This is a genomic window from Planosporangium thailandense (assembly GCF_011947195.1).
GTDB lineage: Bacteria > Actinomycetota > Actinomycetes > Mycobacteriales > Micromonosporaceae > Planosporangium > Planosporangium thailandense.
Window position 1 is genome coordinate 48,393 of record NZ_JAATVY010000031.1, and the last position, 15,081, is coordinate 63,473.

Annotated in this window: 15 protein-coding genes; 4 read left to right on the plus strand and 11 right to left on the minus strand. The window is 73.5% G+C overall.

Translation table 11 applies throughout. The features are described from left to right. Positions 1 to 40 precede the first annotated feature (40 nt). From HC031_RS27885 to HC031_RS27895, 3 genes are all read right to left on the minus strand, one after another. The gene (locus HC031_RS27885) at positions 41 to 733 is read right to left on the minus strand and encodes a maleylpyruvate isomerase family mycothiol-dependent enzyme (RefSeq protein ID WP_167928421.1); all 693 of its coding nucleotides are present in this window, start codon (positions 731 to 733) and stop codon (positions 41 to 43) included. Between the two features lie 51 nt (positions 734 to 784). Further along, complete coding sequence (locus HC031_RS27890) at positions 785 to 1,969, minus strand: methyl-accepting chemotaxis protein (RefSeq protein ID WP_167928422.1); 1,185 nt, start codon at positions 1,967 to 1,969, stop codon at positions 785 to 787. Between the two features lie 97 nt (positions 1,970 to 2,066). Beyond that, positions 2,067 to 2,699 (minus strand): class I SAM-dependent methyltransferase, encoded by a 633-nt coding sequence (locus tag HC031_RS27895; RefSeq protein WP_167928423.1) that lies wholly within the window; start codon positions 2,697 to 2,699, stop codon positions 2,067 to 2,069. Between the two features lie 314 nt (positions 2,700 to 3,013). Here HC031_RS27895 and HC031_RS27900 point away from each other — a divergent pair, with 314 nt between their 5' ends. Both HC031_RS27900 and HC031_RS27905 read left to right on the plus strand, forming a co-directional pair. Further along, entirely contained in the window at positions 3,014 to 4,030 is a 1,017-nt protein-coding gene (locus HC031_RS27900) for a C40 family peptidase (protein WP_167928424.1), read from the plus strand. A 104-nt stretch (positions 4,031 to 4,134) separates the two neighbouring features. Beyond that, on the plus strand, positions 4,135 to 4,455 hold the full coding sequence (locus HC031_RS27905) for a hypothetical protein (protein ID WP_167928425.1): 321 nt from the start codon (positions 4,135 to 4,137) through the stop codon (positions 4,453 to 4,455). Between the two features lie 24 nt (positions 4,456 to 4,479). On the opposite strand, the gene HC031_RS27910 is transcribed toward HC031_RS27905, so the two are convergent. The 5 genes from HC031_RS27910 to HC031_RS27930 form a co-directional block, all read right to left on the minus strand. After that, positions 4,480 to 4,977, minus strand: a complete 498-nt coding sequence (locus tag HC031_RS27910; RefSeq protein WP_338090862.1) for a MarR family winged helix-turn-helix transcriptional regulator — start codon at positions 4,975 to 4,977, stop codon at positions 4,480 to 4,482. Further along, positions 4,967 to 6,388, minus strand: a complete 1,422-nt coding sequence (locus tag HC031_RS27915) for an MFS transporter (protein ID WP_167928426.1) — start codon at positions 6,386 to 6,388, stop codon at positions 4,967 to 4,969. The genes HC031_RS27910 and HC031_RS27915 overlap by 11 nt, the downstream gene beginning before the upstream one ends. A 143-nt stretch (positions 6,389 to 6,531) precedes the next feature. After that, positions 6,532 to 7,671, minus strand: a complete 1,140-nt coding sequence (locus tag HC031_RS27920; protein ID WP_338090863.1) for a CapA family protein — start codon at positions 7,669 to 7,671, stop codon at positions 6,532 to 6,534. Further along, positions 7,668 to 8,513, minus strand: coding sequence for a universal stress protein (locus tag HC031_RS27925; RefSeq protein ID WP_167928427.1), 846 nt, complete (start codon positions 8,511 to 8,513; stop codon positions 7,668 to 7,670). The genes HC031_RS27920 and HC031_RS27925 overlap by 4 nt, the downstream gene beginning before the upstream one ends. Positions 8,514 to 8,539: 26 nt before the next feature. Then, a complete protein-coding gene (locus HC031_RS27930; RefSeq protein WP_167928428.1) occupies positions 8,540 to 10,465 on the minus strand; it encodes a glycoside hydrolase family 65 protein in 1,926 nt (641 codons plus the stop codon). Between the two features lie 137 nt (positions 10,466 to 10,602). On the opposite strand from HC031_RS27930, the gene HC031_RS27935 reads away from it, so the two are divergent. Further along, on the plus strand, positions 10,603 to 11,970 hold the full coding sequence (locus tag HC031_RS27935; protein ID WP_167928429.1) for a nicotinate phosphoribosyltransferase: 1,368 nt from the start codon (positions 10,603 to 10,605) through the stop codon (positions 11,968 to 11,970). 6 nt (positions 11,971 to 11,976) lie between these two features. Here the strand turns inward: HC031_RS27935 and HC031_RS27940 are convergent, their stop codons facing one another. Genes HC031_RS27940 through HC031_RS27950 form a run of 3 tightly spaced genes read right to left on the minus strand, consistent with a single transcriptional unit; the run spans position 11,977 to position 14,412 of the window. After that, positions 11,977 to 13,227, minus strand: a complete 1,251-nt coding sequence (locus tag HC031_RS27940; protein WP_167928430.1) for a cytochrome P450 — start codon at positions 13,225 to 13,227, stop codon at positions 11,977 to 11,979. Between the two features lie 26 nt (positions 13,228 to 13,253). Continuing rightward, on the minus strand, positions 13,254 to 13,841 hold the full coding sequence (locus HC031_RS27945) for a TetR/AcrR family transcriptional regulator (protein ID WP_167928431.1): 588 nt from the start codon (positions 13,839 to 13,841) through the stop codon (positions 13,254 to 13,256). A 22-nt stretch (positions 13,842 to 13,863) separates the two neighbouring features. Beyond that, a complete protein-coding gene (locus tag HC031_RS27950) occupies positions 13,864 to 14,412 on the minus strand; it encodes a MarR family winged helix-turn-helix transcriptional regulator (RefSeq protein ID WP_167928432.1) in 549 nt (182 codons plus the stop codon). A 39-nt stretch (positions 14,413 to 14,451) separates the two neighbouring features. Between HC031_RS27950 and HC031_RS27955 the strand changes: the two genes are divergently transcribed. Then, positions 14,452 to 15,078 carry a DsbA family protein gene (locus HC031_RS27955; protein WP_167928433.1) on the plus strand — a complete coding sequence of 209 codons (627 nt, stop codon included), beginning with the start codon at positions 14,452 to 14,454 and terminating at the stop codon, positions 15,076 to 15,078. Positions 15,079 to 15,081 lie beyond the last annotated feature (3 nt).

Genomic DNA, 15,081 nt, shown 5'->3' on the forward strand with positions numbered 1-15,081 from the left:
GTAGTCGGAGCCGGCGTCCGCGTCCTCGACATCCTCGCGGCTACGGAACCAGGGGGCTGTCCAGCATGGCCTGAGCCGCCTCGCGATCGCCGTCCCACGTGAGCGTCGGATCGTCGGCGCGCAGCCGGCCCCACAGCAGCAGCAGAAGCGCGGACGCGCCGGCACTGATCGTGGCGACCGGGTCGCCGGGGCCGAGCACCCACTCGGCGCCGGTGTCCGTGGCGCGCAACCGGACCGCCCGCGCGGGCGCGCTGAGGAGGCCGCGCTTGACCTGCCGGGGCACGAAGGTGTCGATGACTTCGGCGACCCCGTCGGCGGAAAGCTGCGGGTCGAGGTCGCCGGGGATGCCGAGCGCGTGTTCGGCGTCCCACCGGTGCACGAGCGTCTCCAGGCACCGTCGGCGCTGCCAGAAGCCGACCGTACGCGGCGGGGCGAACGTCCACGCCGCGGCGGACGGTTCGGCGTCGAGCGCGGTCAGCAGCGTCGTGGCCGTGCCGCGGAACCAGGCCACGAGTTCGGCCGGGTCCCGCGGCGCCACCGGCGCGGAGCGGTCGTTGCGCTTCTCGGTGACCGCCACCGCAGCCCACAGGTTTCCCCGCCCGAGATGGTCGGCGAGGTCGTACAGCGTCCAGTCGCCACAGTGCTCGACCGGTGTGTCCAGGTTGCGGGCAAGGCACGCCTCGAAGCGTTCGAGGTCACTCCGCAACCGGGTCAGGTAGTCGTGCGCGCGCATGCCAGCACCGTACTCCGGCCGGCGGGCACCGGGGTCCGACCCGGGCTCAGATCAGCACCGGAACGCCGCCGCCAACGTGGTCAGCTCGGTCGACATCGCGGCGATCTCGGTGGCGGCGTCGCGGGTGTGCGCGGTCGCCTCGCTGGCCTGGGCCGCCGCGTCCCGGACGCCGGTGATCGCGGCGGTCGCGGCCGCCGAGTTCTGCGAGGCGTTGCCCGTACCGCTTGCCATGGCGTGGGTGGCCGCGGTCTGCTCCTCCACCGCCGAGGCGATGGTGTGCTGGTAGGAGGCGATGGATTCGATTTCGGAGGCGACGCTGGCCACGGCCTCGACGGCGCGCTCGGTCTCGACCTGGATGTCGTGAATCTTCTGGGTGATCTCCTCGGTGGCCGCGGCGGTGGCGTTGGCCAGCTCCTTGACCTCACCGGCGACGATGGCGAAGCCGCGCCCGGCTTCCCCGGCGCGGGCGGCCTCGATCGTGGCGTTGAGCGCGAGCAGGTTCGTCTGCGCCGCGATCGCGGTGATGGTGCGGACCACCTCGCCGATGCGGTGGCTGGAGTCGCGGAGCTCCTCGACGTTGACGGCGGCCTGCTTGGCGGTCTCGATCGCACCGGCGGCCGCGGTCGACACGGCGGTGGTATTGACGCTGATCTCGCCGATCGCGCGCTGCATCTCGTCGGTGCTGATGGCGATTCCGGCGATGTCGTGGGAGGAGCGCTCCGCCGCGTTGTGCGCGTTCTCGAGCTGGTCGGAGGTCTGATGCACCGCCCCGTCCATGGAGGTGCTGGCCGACTCCAGGCCGGTCGCGGCGGCCGCGAGCCGGTCGGCGGTCTCCCGCATCCGGCGGATGGTGTCGCCGACCTGCGCCGCCATGGTGTTGAACGAGTTCGCCAGCAGCGTGAGCTCGTCCTTACCCAGGACCTCCATCCGCATGGTCATGTCGCCCTCGGCGGCGGCCATGGCGACCTGGGCGGCGTGCCGGAGCCCCCGGACCACGGTGAGCTGTACCGAAAGCTGGACGACCACGGCGACGGGCAGCAGGACGGGGATCCAGACCGACAACGTGGCGAGCGTGTGCAGGCCGCCGCGCGCGGACGAGCCGGCCGGGAGCGCCGCCAGGGCGCGGGTCGCCGCGCTGTGCCCGACGATGCTCAGCGTGAGGATGGCCGCGAGGTAGCAGAGCAGCACACCCACGTTGCGGGCCTTCGCGGGAATCCGGTTCAGGACCTTGTACATCGTTCCCCCCTACTGTCATCGATGAGCATCGGCTCCGACGCGCCGGCTCTGAGAATTTCGACGACACGGGTGGACAGGCCGGTGGGGCGAACGGCCGCTACGGGAGCGCGCCGGCGTCCACTTTGACGGCGTGTATGCGTTCGACCAGCCCGGCGCCGAACCGGGCCTGCTCGCGGACCACGAAACCGGCCGACGGCAGGAGCAGCGCCGGCCGGCGGGTGAAGTATTCGCCGGCGAGCCGGCCGGTGACGGTCTCCATCAGGCGCTGGAGGCCCCGTACGGCGGCGTTGGTGCTCACGACGTGGTCGAGCAGCAGCAGCCGCCCACCGGGTACGAGCACGCGGCCCATTTCGCGAAGCGCCGCCGGTGGGTCGGGGACTCCGCACAGCCCGAGCGTGCACACCACGGTGTCGAAACTGGCGTCGGCGAACGGCAGGTCCCGCACGTCGCCCTGGATCAGGGCCGGAGTCCGACCGACGGCCGCCGCGCGGGCCCGAGCGTTGCGGAGCATGCCGTGACTGAGGTCGAAGCCGGTCAGCCGCACGGCCGCCGGGTAGCGGTCGATGTTGACTCCGGTACCGATCGCGACCTCGAGGGTGTGTCCCGTGGCCAACCCGCACAGCCAGCCACGGTGAGCGGCGAAGGCGACCCGCTCCCAGAAGGCCATCGACCGGTCGTAGCGACGGGCGGCGCGTTCCCAGATCCGGCGTGCCCGCGCCGTGCCGGTCATGGCCGGCACCGCGTCTCACCCATCCGGTTACGGTAACCGGTCAGAAACGGCCAGAGTGAACCTTGTACACCCGGCCGGGAGCAGAAAGCGGTAATGCGCGGGATATTCGCCTGGTAGGGGCGAATTCGGCGTGTTGTACCCATCAATCCCCGATCCACTTACTACGGTCTGATCGACCGCCGTTGTCCGGCCGTGCGGTGCGGCCGAGGCCGGTCGCCGCCGAATCATCCGAGGAACCCGTCAGCTGGCCCGACAGGCGGCGCGAGCGGAGGTTCCCGGCAGGCGGTGCGAGGGGAAGTCAGGAGCGCCGACCCATGGCAATCCACGCGCCTCATCACCGTTCACCGCGCCGAGCCGCGCGAGCGCTGATCGCCGCCGTCGCCGCCGTCGCGGCCGCCCTGGCCACCGCGCCGCCCGCCCACGCCGATCCGGACCCGGCGACCGTGGACGCACAGATCAACAAGGCGTGGAACGATCTCGAGCCCCTCGTCGAGCAGTACAACAAGGTGCACAGCGATCTGCAGGCCAACCAGGCGAAGGCCGAGCAGCTCCAGCAGCAGCTCCAGCCGCTGCAACTGGAGGTGGACCTGGCGATGGCGCGGGTCAGCAACCTCGCCGTGCAGGCGTACAAGGACGGCCGGACCTCGACCCTCAACGTCCTGCTCACCGGATCGCCTTCCACGCTCGCCGACCAGTTGGCGATGCTCGACGCCGTCGCCCACAACAAGCGGACCGAACTCAGCGGCATGGTCGCCGTGCGCGACAAGTACGCCGCCGACAAGAAGGCCGTCGACGACCTGATCGCACAGCAGCAACGCCAGGACGCCGATCTCAGCGCCAAGAAGGCGCGGATCGAAGCGCAGATCGCCGACCTGCAGAAGCTTCGCCAGCAGGCGTCGCCGGCTGCGGCGACCGCCACGGCGCCCGACGGCGATCCCGCCGTCGCGAAGCCGGCCGGGTGTCCGGTGGAGTCCGCGGGCGGACCGGGTGACACCGCGGCCCTGCGGGCGTGCAGCCTGCTCGGGAAGCCGTACGTCTGGGCGGCCGCCGGACCCAACGGCTACGACTGCTCCGGGCTCACCCTCACCGCCTGGGCGGCGGCCGGCGTCTCACTGCAGCACTACACCAACTGGCAGTGGAACCAGACCAAGCCGGTCAGCCGCGCCGACCTGCGCACCGGCGACCTGATCTTCTTCTTCCGCGACCGGCACCACGTCGGCATCTACGTCGGCGGCGGGTGGATGGTGCACGCGCCCCGCCCGGGGGACGTCGTACGGATGGCGAAGCTCGACAGCGCGTACCTGCCGATCGCCGGGTACCGCCGCCCCTGACCACCTGCCGGATCGTGCGACCAACGGGGACCTTCGTCCCTTTACCCGGCGGGTCGTCAGGAGCGACGCTTGGCGGGAGAGCCGACTACCGGCCGGGTGATCGCATGGCCTTCGCGGTATTCCTGATCGTGCTCGGGCTGCTGCTGACGAGCGTGGGCGTCACGGCGTCCGCCGCGGGCTGGCTCGCCAGGCGCCACAACGGGCGCGCGGCCCAACCGGCGCCGCCCCCGCGGGCGAAGCCATGGGCCGACCTGATGTCGATCTTCCATGCCGACGCCCAGGACGGGCGCATCGAAGCCGTGCTCACCCGGTGGCTGCTCGCCGGCCACCTGTCCGCCGACGAGTACCGGGACGAGATGGCGGTCCTCGCCGAGCGCGACGAGCTGCGGCATCCGCTCGTCGTCCCACCCGACCGGGACAGCTGACGCCGGACGGACGGCGGTAACCGGTTACCGCGATTCCCGCGCCGACGGGGCCGCGTTGGCGTCGGCGAGCCGCTCGATGGCCTGTGCGAGGGCGTCCAGGGCTGGCGCGGCACGGGCCAGGGTGGCGCGCTGCGACGCGGTCAGCGTGGACGCGGCCAGATGTACCACCGCGCTGTTGGTCGCCTGCCAGGCGTCCACCGCCCGGCGGCCCGCCCCGGTCACCTCCAGGGTCACCGCCCGCCGGTCACCGGGCACCTCACTGCGGCTGACCAGCCCCTGAGCGGCCAGGGAGTTGACGAGGGTGGTGACCGAGTTGGGCCGCAGATGCAGCAGGCGCGCCAGTTGCCCCGGCCGGGTCCCCGGACGCTCGGCCAGGCAGGACAGCAGTTCCAACTGTGCGATCGCGAGTTCGTTCGCCGGATCCGCGACCCGGGCGCCGCGCCGCAGCGCGCGACGCAGGCGGGCGATACTGTCGGCCAGCCCCGACGGCTGCGGGCGGCGCGCGTCCACGTCAACGGCCACCGCCGACCCCCTTACCTCCCCGACCTCGTGCGGCGGCCCGTCCCGCCCCGGCGGCCACCAGCGCTGCCGCGGCCAGTACCGCCATGGTCAGGGCCGACCCGGCCGCCGGGTGGGCCCGCCCACCCCCGAGGTACAGCACGAGGGTCACCACCGCGACCCCCAACGCGGTGCCCAGCGCCCGCGCCATGTTCACCATGCCACCTGCGGTGGCGGCCAGGCTGCCAGGCACGGCCGCCATGATCACGACGTTGTTGGCCGGGATGAAGGTCCCCAGACCCACCCCGAGCAGGCCGAGCAGCGCCCCCCTGCCCGACTCGGGCAGGTCCGGCAGCGCCAGCGCCGCGGCTGCGACGGCGGCCAGCAGCCCACCGGCCAGGCAGCGCCGCCGATCCGACCATCCCGCGGGCAGGACCCGTTCGGTCGCCACCGCGGCCAGCCCGAACCCGGCGGGCAGCGCGGTGAGCAGCGCCCCGGCCCGCAGCTCACCGCCGGTACGGGTGGTGAGCGTCTGCGCGAACAGCACCAGCGGCCCGAACAGGACCAGGTACGCGGCCAGCGCACCGAGAAGCCCCCCGCCGACGGCGGGGGTCGACAGCAGGGTCAGATCCAGCAGTGGTGCCGACGCCCGGCGCTCCCACCACACCAGCGCTCCGGCGGCGATCAGCGCGATCACCGCCAACGCCGCGACCGCCGCGGGCGACAGCGCCAGTCCGGACACCGACGACAGCGCAACCAGAAGCGCGGTGGCGGCGCACGTCAGGAGCACCAGCCCGACCGGGTCGGCGGCCGGTCCGGCCGCCCGGTGCCGGGTACGGGGCAGCAGGAACCGGCCGGCGACCAGCGCGACGACACCGACCGGGACGTTGATCAGAAAGATCCAGCGCCAGCCGATCGAGGCGACCAGCGCGCCGCCCAGCGTCGGGCCCAGCGCCAGGCCCAGCGACTGCGCGGCCGCCTGCACCCCGAGCGCCGCCCGGCGCCGGCCGGCCGGCGCGCTGGTCGCCACCAGCGCCACGCTGTTCGCCTGGAGCATCGCCGCACCCAGCGCCTGCACGACCCGCAGGCCGATCAGCGCGGTCAGCGAGCCGGCGAGGCCGCAGGCCGCCGACGCGGCGGTGAAGACCGCGAACCCGCCCAGGTACACCAGCTTGCGGCCGGCCCGGTCCGACCAGCGCCCCACCGGCACCAGCAGCGCCACCAGCGTTATCAGGTACGCCAGCGACACCCACTGCACCGCCGCCAGCGCCGCGGTGAACTGACGCTGCAACGCCGGGAAGGCCAGTGTCACGATGCTGGCGTCCAGCTGCCCCATGAACGCGCCGAAGCACACCGTCGCGACCGCGAACCACGGCGCCAACCGGTGCTCGCGTACGGCCCGCGGGCGCGCCGGCTCGACCAGCAGCCCCGTCATCGGGTCGCCCCCATGCCCACTCTCACGTTTTCTGCGACAGAACTCAATTTAGTTCTATCACAGAACAATTTCCCAGAGCGTCGCGGCACCCGCCCGCCAATCCGGCCAGCACGTCAGACGGCCCAGCACGTCCCACCCGCGCTTCAGACGAGGACGAGTGCGCGGTCGGGTTCGAGCGCGACCCGCGCCCCGTACCCGCGGCTGATCCGGTTCAGCGTCCCGCACAGCCACGCGCAGTCGCGGCGGGACGCGTGCCGCAGGCGCATCCGCCGCGCCTGCAGGGGCACCAGCCGCGCGCCGGCCAGTTCCCCGGTCTGCGGCTCGACCGAGACGAAGTACTGCAGGCGCAGGTCGTCGCGGTACTCCTCGTAGCCGCTGATGCCCTCATAGTCGTCGATGAAGTCACCGCAGCCGTACAGGATCAGCCGGCCGCGGTACACCTCGATCGGCCGCGGGTGGTGTGAGGAGTGGCCATGCACGACGTCCACCCCGCCCTCGACGAGATCGTGCGCGAAGCGGGTCTGGTCCCGGCAGACGTCGTACCCCCAGTTGGACCCCCAGTGGATCGACGCCACCACCACGTCGTACGGCCGCCTGACCCGCCGTACCCGGTCGACGATCCCGGCCGCCGTCACCGGCGACAGGTCGGGCAGGAGATCGACCCCGGCCCGGTCGCCGGTCGCGGCCCACCGCCGCGGGATGCCGCTGGACGCCGTACCGAACGAGAAGACGACCACCCGCCCGCCACCGCGCGTCGCGACGACCGCGGGCCGTCGGGCGCCGGCCACGTCACGCCCGGCGCCCACCGCCGTGAGCCCCGCGCCGGAGAGCGTGTCGAGCGTCTCCGCCAGCCCCCGGTGGCCGAAGTCCAGCACGTGGTTGTTCGCGAGAACGCAGACGTCCGGGCGGGCGACGGCCAGGCAGGGCAGGTTGGCCGGGTTCATCCGGTAGTGCACGGCCTTGCCGGGCGCGAAGTCGTCGCTGCGCGTGATGCTGGTCTCCAGGTTCAGCACCCGCGCGTCTGGCGCGACCTCGTCGAGCACGCGCAGAGCGTCGCCCCAGGGCCAGGCGAAGTCGACGGGGCGGTCGATCGGCCCGTTCACGTCCTCCGCCAGTTCGACGTAGGTGGTGGCGTCGCCGACGTGCGCCTCCCTGAGCACCGGGGCCGACGGGTACGGCAGGATCTGGTCGATGCCGCGACCGAGCATCACGTCGCCGCACAGGAACAGGCTCACCGGCCTGGTTGGCACGGTTGTCGTCGCGTTCGTCACGGGGGTCGTCACGGCGGCTGCGCTTCGACCTCCGCACGGCCGGCTCCGGCGGGCGTGCGGACCGGGACGAGTACGACCGGCACCCGGCACCGCTGCAACGCGCCGCGGACCACGCGGGCCCGGCCGGGGGTGAACGCCTGCGACCAGGCGAGCACGATCAGGTCGCAGCCGCACTCGCGGGCGATGAGCGGAACGATGTCCTCGCAGCGGCCCACGCGCGTCTCCAACCGGGCCGCGCCGGATCCCCACGGGCAGTGCCTGGCCAGGAACTCGTCCGCCCAGACCGGGAACTCGTGCTGGGGCTGATCGGTGAAGGCCGGCACGGTGTCGAGCCCGAGCACGTGCAGCGCGACGACGTCGAGCCCGACCGCTACGGCGAGTTCGATCAGCGGACGGGGCGCCAGCGAGGTCTCGACGCTCCCCTCCAGCGGCACCAGCACCCGCCGGTACCGGGCGGGCGGGACCGCGTCGGGCGGGACCACCATGACGGGCTTCGCCACCGCCGTCGCGGTCGCGGCCGCGACCGCGCCCAGCGGCCGGGGATCGGCCGGGATGCCGCGCGCGCCGATGACCAACGCCACGACCTCCGGTGCCCCGGCCGCCGCGACGAGGTTGGCGACGACGTCGCCGCCGACGACCCGCAGCGGTACGCCCGCAGCCGCGGCGAGGCTGCGCGGCACCTGGTCGCCGTCGACGCGCACGTGCAGCGCGGTCGCCTCGGCACCGACGAGCGCGGCGAGCGCCCGGGCCGCGGCCAGCACCGGCTTCGCCGCGGGACCGCGGTCGAGCGCAGCGAGCACGCGGGTCACCGGGGCTGCGGTCATCTGGGCAACGGTCATCTGGGCAACGGTCATCTGGGCTACCGTCTCCGGGGCGTCCGTCACGGCGGCAGCACCTCCCAGCACCGGCCGGCCCGGCGCAGGACGAGCGCGTCGGAGTCGATCTCGACCGTCCCGGGCTCGATCCGCAGCCGGAAGGGGACGTCGCGGTAGCGCAGCCCGAGTTCGAGCGCGTTCCAGTCCGGAGGTAGGCGGGGGTCGACGAGCAGGCGCTCCGCATCGGCGCGGACGCCGGCGAAGCCGTACGCGAGGGCCTGCCAGAGCCCGCCCATCGCCGCCAGGTGCAGCCCACCGGCGCTGCTACCGGTGAGGTCGCCGAGGTCGACGCGCGCCGCGACGCCCAGCCATTGCCGCGCGGCGTCAAACCGTCCGACCCTCGCCAGCAGCGCCGCGTGGATGCCCGGGGACAGGGAGCTGCCGTGGGCGGTGCGCGGCTCGTACCAGTCGAGATTGGCCGGCAGCGAGCCGGGCGCGACCTCGGCCGGGACGAGGTGGTGCAGCATGAGCACGTCCGGCTGCTTGAGCACCTGCGTCTGCTGGATCCGCTCGGGCCCCAGCAGCAGGTCGGCCGCGACGGGTCGGTCCATCAACTCGGCGATGACGATCGGCTCCAGCCGGAAGAACCCCGCGAACTGCTCGTAGACCCCTGATCGGGCGTCGTACCCGTCGACCAGCGCGTCGGCCACGGTTCGCCAGGCCGTGCGTTCCGGCTCCGACACACGGTACGTCCCGCCCCCGTCCAACGCCGCCGCCCGCCGCAGGTTCCACCGCGCCATCACGTTCGTGTACGCGTTGTCGTCGGCCCTCTCGTGGTACTCGTCCGGCCCGATCACCCCCTCGATGTGCGCGCCGCCCCGGTCGTCGAGACGCACCCGCGACGCCCAGTACCGCGCCGTGTCGACCAGCAGGTCGCGGCCGGCGCCGGCGGCGAACGCCCCGTCGCCGGTCCAGTCGAGGTAGCAGCCGGCGGCCCAGGCGACGTCGGCGACGATGTGCTCTTCCCGCTCCCCCGTCGATATCCGCACCTGCTCCCCGGTCGCCAGCCGGGCGGTGGTGGGGGTGACGTCGTCGCCGCCCCCGGCGGACTCCCACGGGAACCGCGCGCCCGCGCGGCCCAGCCGCCGCGCGGCAACCCGGGCGGCGGGCAGGCGACGGGCCCGGTACTCCAGCATGGCGCGGGCGGCGGCCGGGTGGGTGGCCGCGAGGAACGGCAGGACGAACACGTCGCTGTCCCAGAAGACGTGACCCCCGTACGCCGGTCCGCTCAGGCCCCGCGCGCCGACCGCCGCCTCGCACCGGTCGGTGACGGAGGCCATCAGGTGAAACAGCGCGAACTGCACCGCGCGCTGCAGGTCCGGATCGCCGTCGACGACGACGTCGGCCTCCCGCCAGCGCCGGGCCCACGCGGTGCGCTGCTCGTCCAGCAACTGGTCGAAGCCGGCCGCCGCGGCCCCGTCCGCCGCCGCCCGCGCGGCGCCCGCCGCCGGGTCGTACGCGGCGATCCGGTGGAGGACGTCGCCGTCGCGCCGGTCGCGGAACATCGCGACGACCGGGCCGGGTGCGGTCGCCGAACCGCTGTCGGGCAGCAGGGCCGCGTCCGCGCGCACCCGCATCACCGCGGTGCCCGGGCGCGCCAGCGACGCGAAGCGCAGCGAGGTGAGCGGCCCCTCCTCGGACAGGACCCCGGTGTACAGGTCGAGGGTGCGCCGCCGCGGCCGAAGCTCCTCGGCGGCGCCGAGCCGCGACCACGCCGGCAGCCGGGCCAGCGCGGTCTGCGCGCCGGTCCCGTCGTAGCACCCGGCCAGGAACACCCCTGGCGTCGTGGCCCGGTCGCCCACGACCGGGCTGCCACGGGTGCCCAGCCGTCCGTCGGCGATCGTCAGCAGCGACTCGTGCACCCGTTCCCGGCCCGGATCGAACCCGTCGACGGTCACCGTCCACTCCGGCGCGGCGTCGGGCGCGGGCACGCCCACCACCCCGACCCGCTGCCCGGCACCGGCCGGTCCTAACCGGCGGCGGGCGCGCGAGGGTCGCGTTGTGACGTTCGGCCCTGTGTGACGTTCGGCCCTGTGTGGCCCACGCGCTCGCGGGCAGGAGACCCACCATGTCTGGGCTGTGCACCGACCTGTACGAGCTGCGGATGGCCGCCAGCTACCTGCGCCGCGACATGGCCGGGCCGGCGACCTTCAGCCTGTTCGCGCGGTCGCTGCCGCGCGAACGCGGGTTCCTGGTCGCCGCCGGCCTCGCCGACGCGCTGGCGTTCCTGGCGGACTTCCAGCTCGACGAGGCCGAGCTGGACTACCTGCGGACGACCCGGAGCCTGCCCGAGGACGCGGTCGAGGCGCTCGCCGAGCTGCGGTTCACCGGTGACGTGTGCGCCGTGCCGGAGGGCCGGCTGGTGTTCGCCGGTGAGCCGCTGCTCGAGGTCACCGCGCCGATCGCGCAGGCGCAGCTGGTCGAGACGGCGATGCTCAACTTCGTCACGTACCAGACCACGATCGCGTCGAAGGCCGCCCGCTGCCGGCTGGCCGCCCGTGACGCCGACCTGATCGAGTTCGCCTTCCGGCGTACCCACGGCCTCGAGGCCGCCGTCGCCGTCGCCCGGTGCTCGGCGATCGTGGGCTTCGCCGCCACCAGCAACGTGGAGGCCGCCCGCCGGTACGGGCTCGTGCCCAGCGGCACGATGGCGCACTCGTTCGTCGAGGCGTTCCCCGACGAGCGCAGCGCCTTCGCCGCGTTCGCCGCCGACTATCCCCGTGGCACGGTGTTCCTCGTCGACACCTACGACCCCCTCGGCGGCGTCCGCGCCGCCGTCGACGTGGCCCGGCAGCTCCACCTGCCGCGGCCGATCGGGGTCCGGCTGGACTCGGGCGACCTGGCCGGCCTCGCCGTCGCCGCCCGCCGGCTGCTCGACTCCGAGGGGTTCGCCGACGCCCGGATCGTCGCGAGCGGCGGGCTCGACGAGTACGACATCGCCGACCTCGTCGCGGCGCGGGTGCCGATCGACGCCTACGGCGTGGGGACCAGGATGGGGGTGTCCGCCGACGCGCCGTGCCTGGACACCGCGTACAAGCTCGTCGCGTACGGCGACCGGCCGGTGATGAAGCTGTCGACCGGTAAGACGACGCTGCCGGGCGCCAAGCAGGTCTTCCGGGGCGCGACGGTCGGCGACGACGTCATCGGGTTGCGCGACGAGCCGGCGCCGCCGGGCCGTACGCCCGTGCTGCGTCCCGTCATGGCCGGTGGGCGGCGGCTCGCCGACGGCTCCGGGCGCGGACCGGCCGACGAGGTCGCCGCGGCGGGCCGCCGGTTCGCCGCGGACCTCGCGCACCTGACCGAGCCGGCGCGCCGGCTGCGCGGGCCCGCTCCGCCCGTGCCCGGGATGACCCTGGCGCTGCGCCGGCTGCTGGAGAACGTGCGGGGCAGCCTGTACGACCGGCTGGCGGCCGAGCGCCTTCCGGTGTCGGGCTGACGTGCCTCAGACGCGGACCGGGAGGTGGATCGGGCCGCGGATGGTGTTGGAGTTGCGGCGGCGGATCGCGCCGGCGCGGCGCAGCCGGGGCATCCGCTCGGCGAGGGCCTGCAGCGCGATCGTCGCTTCGAGCCGGGCCAGCGGCGCGCCGAGGCAGTAGTGGATGCCGCTGGAGAACGCCAGGTGGTCGGCGGTCTGCTCGCGCTGGATGTCGTACCGGTCGGGCTCGGGGTACGCCTCCGGATCGCGGTTCGCCCCACCGATAAGCGTCACCACGAGCTGGTCCTTGCGCACCGGCGTGCCGTCGAGTTCGAGCGGCTCCAGCGCGAACCGGGCGGTCCGTTGCACCGGCGGGTCGAACCGCAGCGTCTCCTCGATCGCGTTGGCGGCCAGGGCCGGCGGGTCGGCGCGCAGCGCCGCCCACTGCCCCGGGTGGTCGAGCAGGGCGTTGACCGCGTTGCCGATCAGGTTGACCGTCGTCTCGAACCCCGCGAGCAGCAGCAGAACGCACATCGGCAGCATCTCGGCCGGTTTCACCTGGTCGCCCTCTGCCGCGACGACGCGGCTGACCACGTCGTCGGCCGGCTCCCGGCGGCGCAGCGCGAAGAGGCTTTCGAACAGCGCGGTCAGCTCCCTGTTCGCCGCGTGCAGCGCGGCCGCGTGGGACAGCGAGCGGATACCGTCAAGCGCGCCGCCGAGAACGGTCCCGTAGCGCGCGAACGTCGCCGCGTCGGCGTCCGGTACGCCGAGCAGATCGGTGATGACGGCGATCGGCAGGGGCGACGCGAACGCGGACACCAGGTCGAAGCGGCCCGCCGCTTCGGCGCGGTCCAGCAGCCCGTGCACCGTGTACTCGATCCGCGGCCGGTAGCCGGCCATCTGCCTCGGGCTGAACGCCGGCTGCGCGAGCCGGCGCAGCCGCGTGTGGTCGGGCGGGTTCATCTCGAGAAATGACAGGTCCACGCCCTGGGTGACCGGCTCCGGCTCCGGGCTGTCGGCCGGTCGTACGCCGAACCTGCGGTCGCGCAGCACCGTCTCGCAGATGCGATGGCTGGTGGTCGCCCAGTTGCCCAGCCGGGTCGGCGACAGCGCCCCGGCCCGGCGCATCCGCTCGTAGATCGCGTACGGGTCGTCGCGGCCCGGCCGCAGGTTGAGCAGGGCCATCGGGTCACGGCGGGCGTAGCCGGCGAGCGCGACGTCGAGGCGCTGGCGGTACAGGGAGGTGGTGAACGCGAAAGCCTGGTGGAACTGACCCATGGGTGCGGCCCCTTCCGTGTGGCCGGTCAAGTTGATGGTTGCGGCGGGCCCAGTCCGCGCAGGAACGTCTCGACCACGAGGTCAGGCGCGTCGCGCGGCGCGAGATGCCCGGAGCCGACGGACTCGGCTGCGACGTAGACGAGCGAATGGAACGCGTGGAGCAGCCAGAAGTCCGCTACGTCCGCGCGCATGACGCCGCGGCCCTGGGCACGCTTGAGCACGGCCAGCGCCTGCGATTCGACGCGCTGCCAACGCCGCCCGATCTCCTCGACATGGTCGAAGATCGGGTTACGCCACAGGAACGCCAGCTGAGGACCGATCGGGACCATGGCCTCGACGAGCGCGCGCAGGCCACCGTCGTCCGACTCCGCGCGATCGGCGGCGGCCACCACCTGCTCCCACCGGTCGAGCGCCCGGTGGGCGACGGCCCGCAACAGGTCGTCGCGCGTGGCGTAGTGCTTGTGCAGTGTGGTGCGACCGATGCCGGCGGCCCACGCGACCTCACTGAGCGGCGCGGACGGATCGGCCACGAGGACTTCGGCGGCGATGTCGAGCAGTGCGGCGTCGTGCAGTGCGGCCGCGCTGTCGCGCCGGGTACGAGTGCGAGCACTCATGTTCACCACGGTACATCGATGTTCACAACTCGGATAGGCCCGCGCGCCGTCCGCTCCCCCGACCGGCACCTGACGTCGGTGGCGACGCGACCGTACGCAGCAGCGCCCCGAGGAGCCGTTCGAGCGCCGCGCGGTCGCCGTCGGTCAGACCCCCGAGGATCCCAGCCTCGTTCGTCAGGTGCTCCTCGATGAGCTGGTCGGTCAGGCTCACTCCGGCGGCGGTCAGCCCCACGACCCGACCCCGGGCGTCGACCTCGGAGACCGAGCGCGACACGAGCCCGCGGGCGATCAGCCGGTCCACCCGCTTGGTCACCGCACCGGTGGTGACGAGCATCCGCTCGCTCAACTGGCCGGGCGTGAGCCGGAACGGGGCGCCCTCCCGGCGTAGGGCCGCGAGCACGTCGAACTCGCCGTTGCCGAGGCCCGCAGCGGCGAACGGCGGCCGCAGCGCCACGTCGAGCGCCTCGGCCAGACGCTGGACGCGACCGATGATCAGCAACGGGCTGGGGTCGAGGTCGGGCCGCTCACGACGCCACTGGCGAACGATCTCGGTGACACGGTCCTCAGGCATGGTTGCATCATACCTTCCACGGAAGATAAAGTCCCTTCCATGGAAGATACTCTGGTCGGCCCTCCCCACCCGACGGTCACCGCGTTCGTGGACCCCTCCTGCCCGTTCGCCTGGATCACGTCACGGTGGCTCATGGAGGTGGCGCGGCTACGACCGATCACCCTGCGATTCGAGGTCATGAGCCTCGCTGTGATCAACGAGCACCGTGAGCTGGAGCCGTGGTACCGCGAGTTCAACGACCGGGCCTGGGGCCCGGCGCGGGTATGCGCCGCGGCGGTCGCACGACACGGACACGAGGCCCTCACCACGCTGTACCCGGCGCTCGGACGGCGAATCCATGACGAAGGCGACAAGGACTTCGACAGCGTCATCCCGGCGGCGCTCGCCGAGGCCGGCCTCCCCGGTGACCTCTCCCAGGTCGCTCACACCACCGACGCCGACGACCACATGCGGGCGAGCACCGCACGCGCCCGACAACTCGTGGGCGAGGACCTGGGCGTACCGACGGTGGTCGTCGACGACGTGGCCTTCTTCGGCCCGGTGCTCAGCCGCATCCCCCGCGGCGACGAAGCCCTGCGCGTCTTCGAGGGCGCCCGCCTGCTGGCCGGCTGCCGGGCGTTCACGGAGCTCAAGCGCGCGCGGACCGACGACCTCAGCTTCGCGTAGCGG

What these genes read in the sequence shown, in the direction of transcription:
- HC031_RS27895 (WP_167928423.1), bottom strand. Translation starts at nt 2,699, where the DNA reads ATGACCGGCACGGCGCGGGCACGCCGGATCTGGGAACGCGCCGCCCGT.
- HC031_RS27915 (WP_167928426.1), bottom strand. Translation starts at nt 6,388, where the DNA reads ATGACGGGGCTGCTGGTCGAGCCGGCGCGCCCGCGGGCCGTACGCGAG.
- HC031_RS27900 (WP_167928424.1), top strand. Translation starts at nt 3,014, where the DNA reads ATGGCAATCCACGCGCCTCATCACCGTTCACCGCGCCGAGCCGCGCGA.
- HC031_RS27940 (WP_167928430.1), bottom strand. Translation starts at nt 13,227, where the DNA reads ATGGGTCAGTTCCACCAGGCTTTCGCGTTCACCACCTCCCTGTACCGC.
- HC031_RS27955 (WP_167928433.1), top strand. Translation starts at nt 14,452, where the DNA reads ATGGAAGATACTCTGGTCGGCCCTCCCCACCCGACGGTCACCGCGTTC.
- HC031_RS27885 (WP_167928421.1), bottom strand. Translation starts at nt 733, where the DNA reads ATGCGCGCGCACGACTACCTGACCCGGTTGCGGAGTGACCTCGAACGC.
- HC031_RS27890 (WP_167928422.1), bottom strand. Translation starts at nt 1,969, where the DNA reads ATGTACAAGGTCCTGAACCGGATTCCCGCGAAGGCCCGCAACGTGGGT.
- HC031_RS27950 (WP_167928432.1), bottom strand. Translation starts at nt 14,412, where the DNA reads ATGCCTGAGGACCGTGTCACCGAGATCGTTCGCCAGTGGCGTCGTGAG.
- HC031_RS27935 (WP_167928429.1), top strand. Translation starts at nt 10,603, where the DNA reads ATGTCTGGGCTGTGCACCGACCTGTACGAGCTGCGGATGGCCGCCAGC.
- HC031_RS27905 (WP_167928425.1), top strand. Translation starts at nt 4,135, where the DNA reads ATGGCCTTCGCGGTATTCCTGATCGTGCTCGGGCTGCTGCTGACGAGC.
- HC031_RS27945 (WP_167928431.1), bottom strand. Translation starts at nt 13,841, where the DNA reads ATGAGTGCTCGCACTCGTACCCGGCGCGACAGCGCGGCCGCACTGCAC.
- HC031_RS27925 (WP_167928427.1), bottom strand. Translation starts at nt 8,513, where the DNA reads ATGACCGTTGCCCAGATGACCGTTGCCCAGATGACCGCAGCCCCGGTG.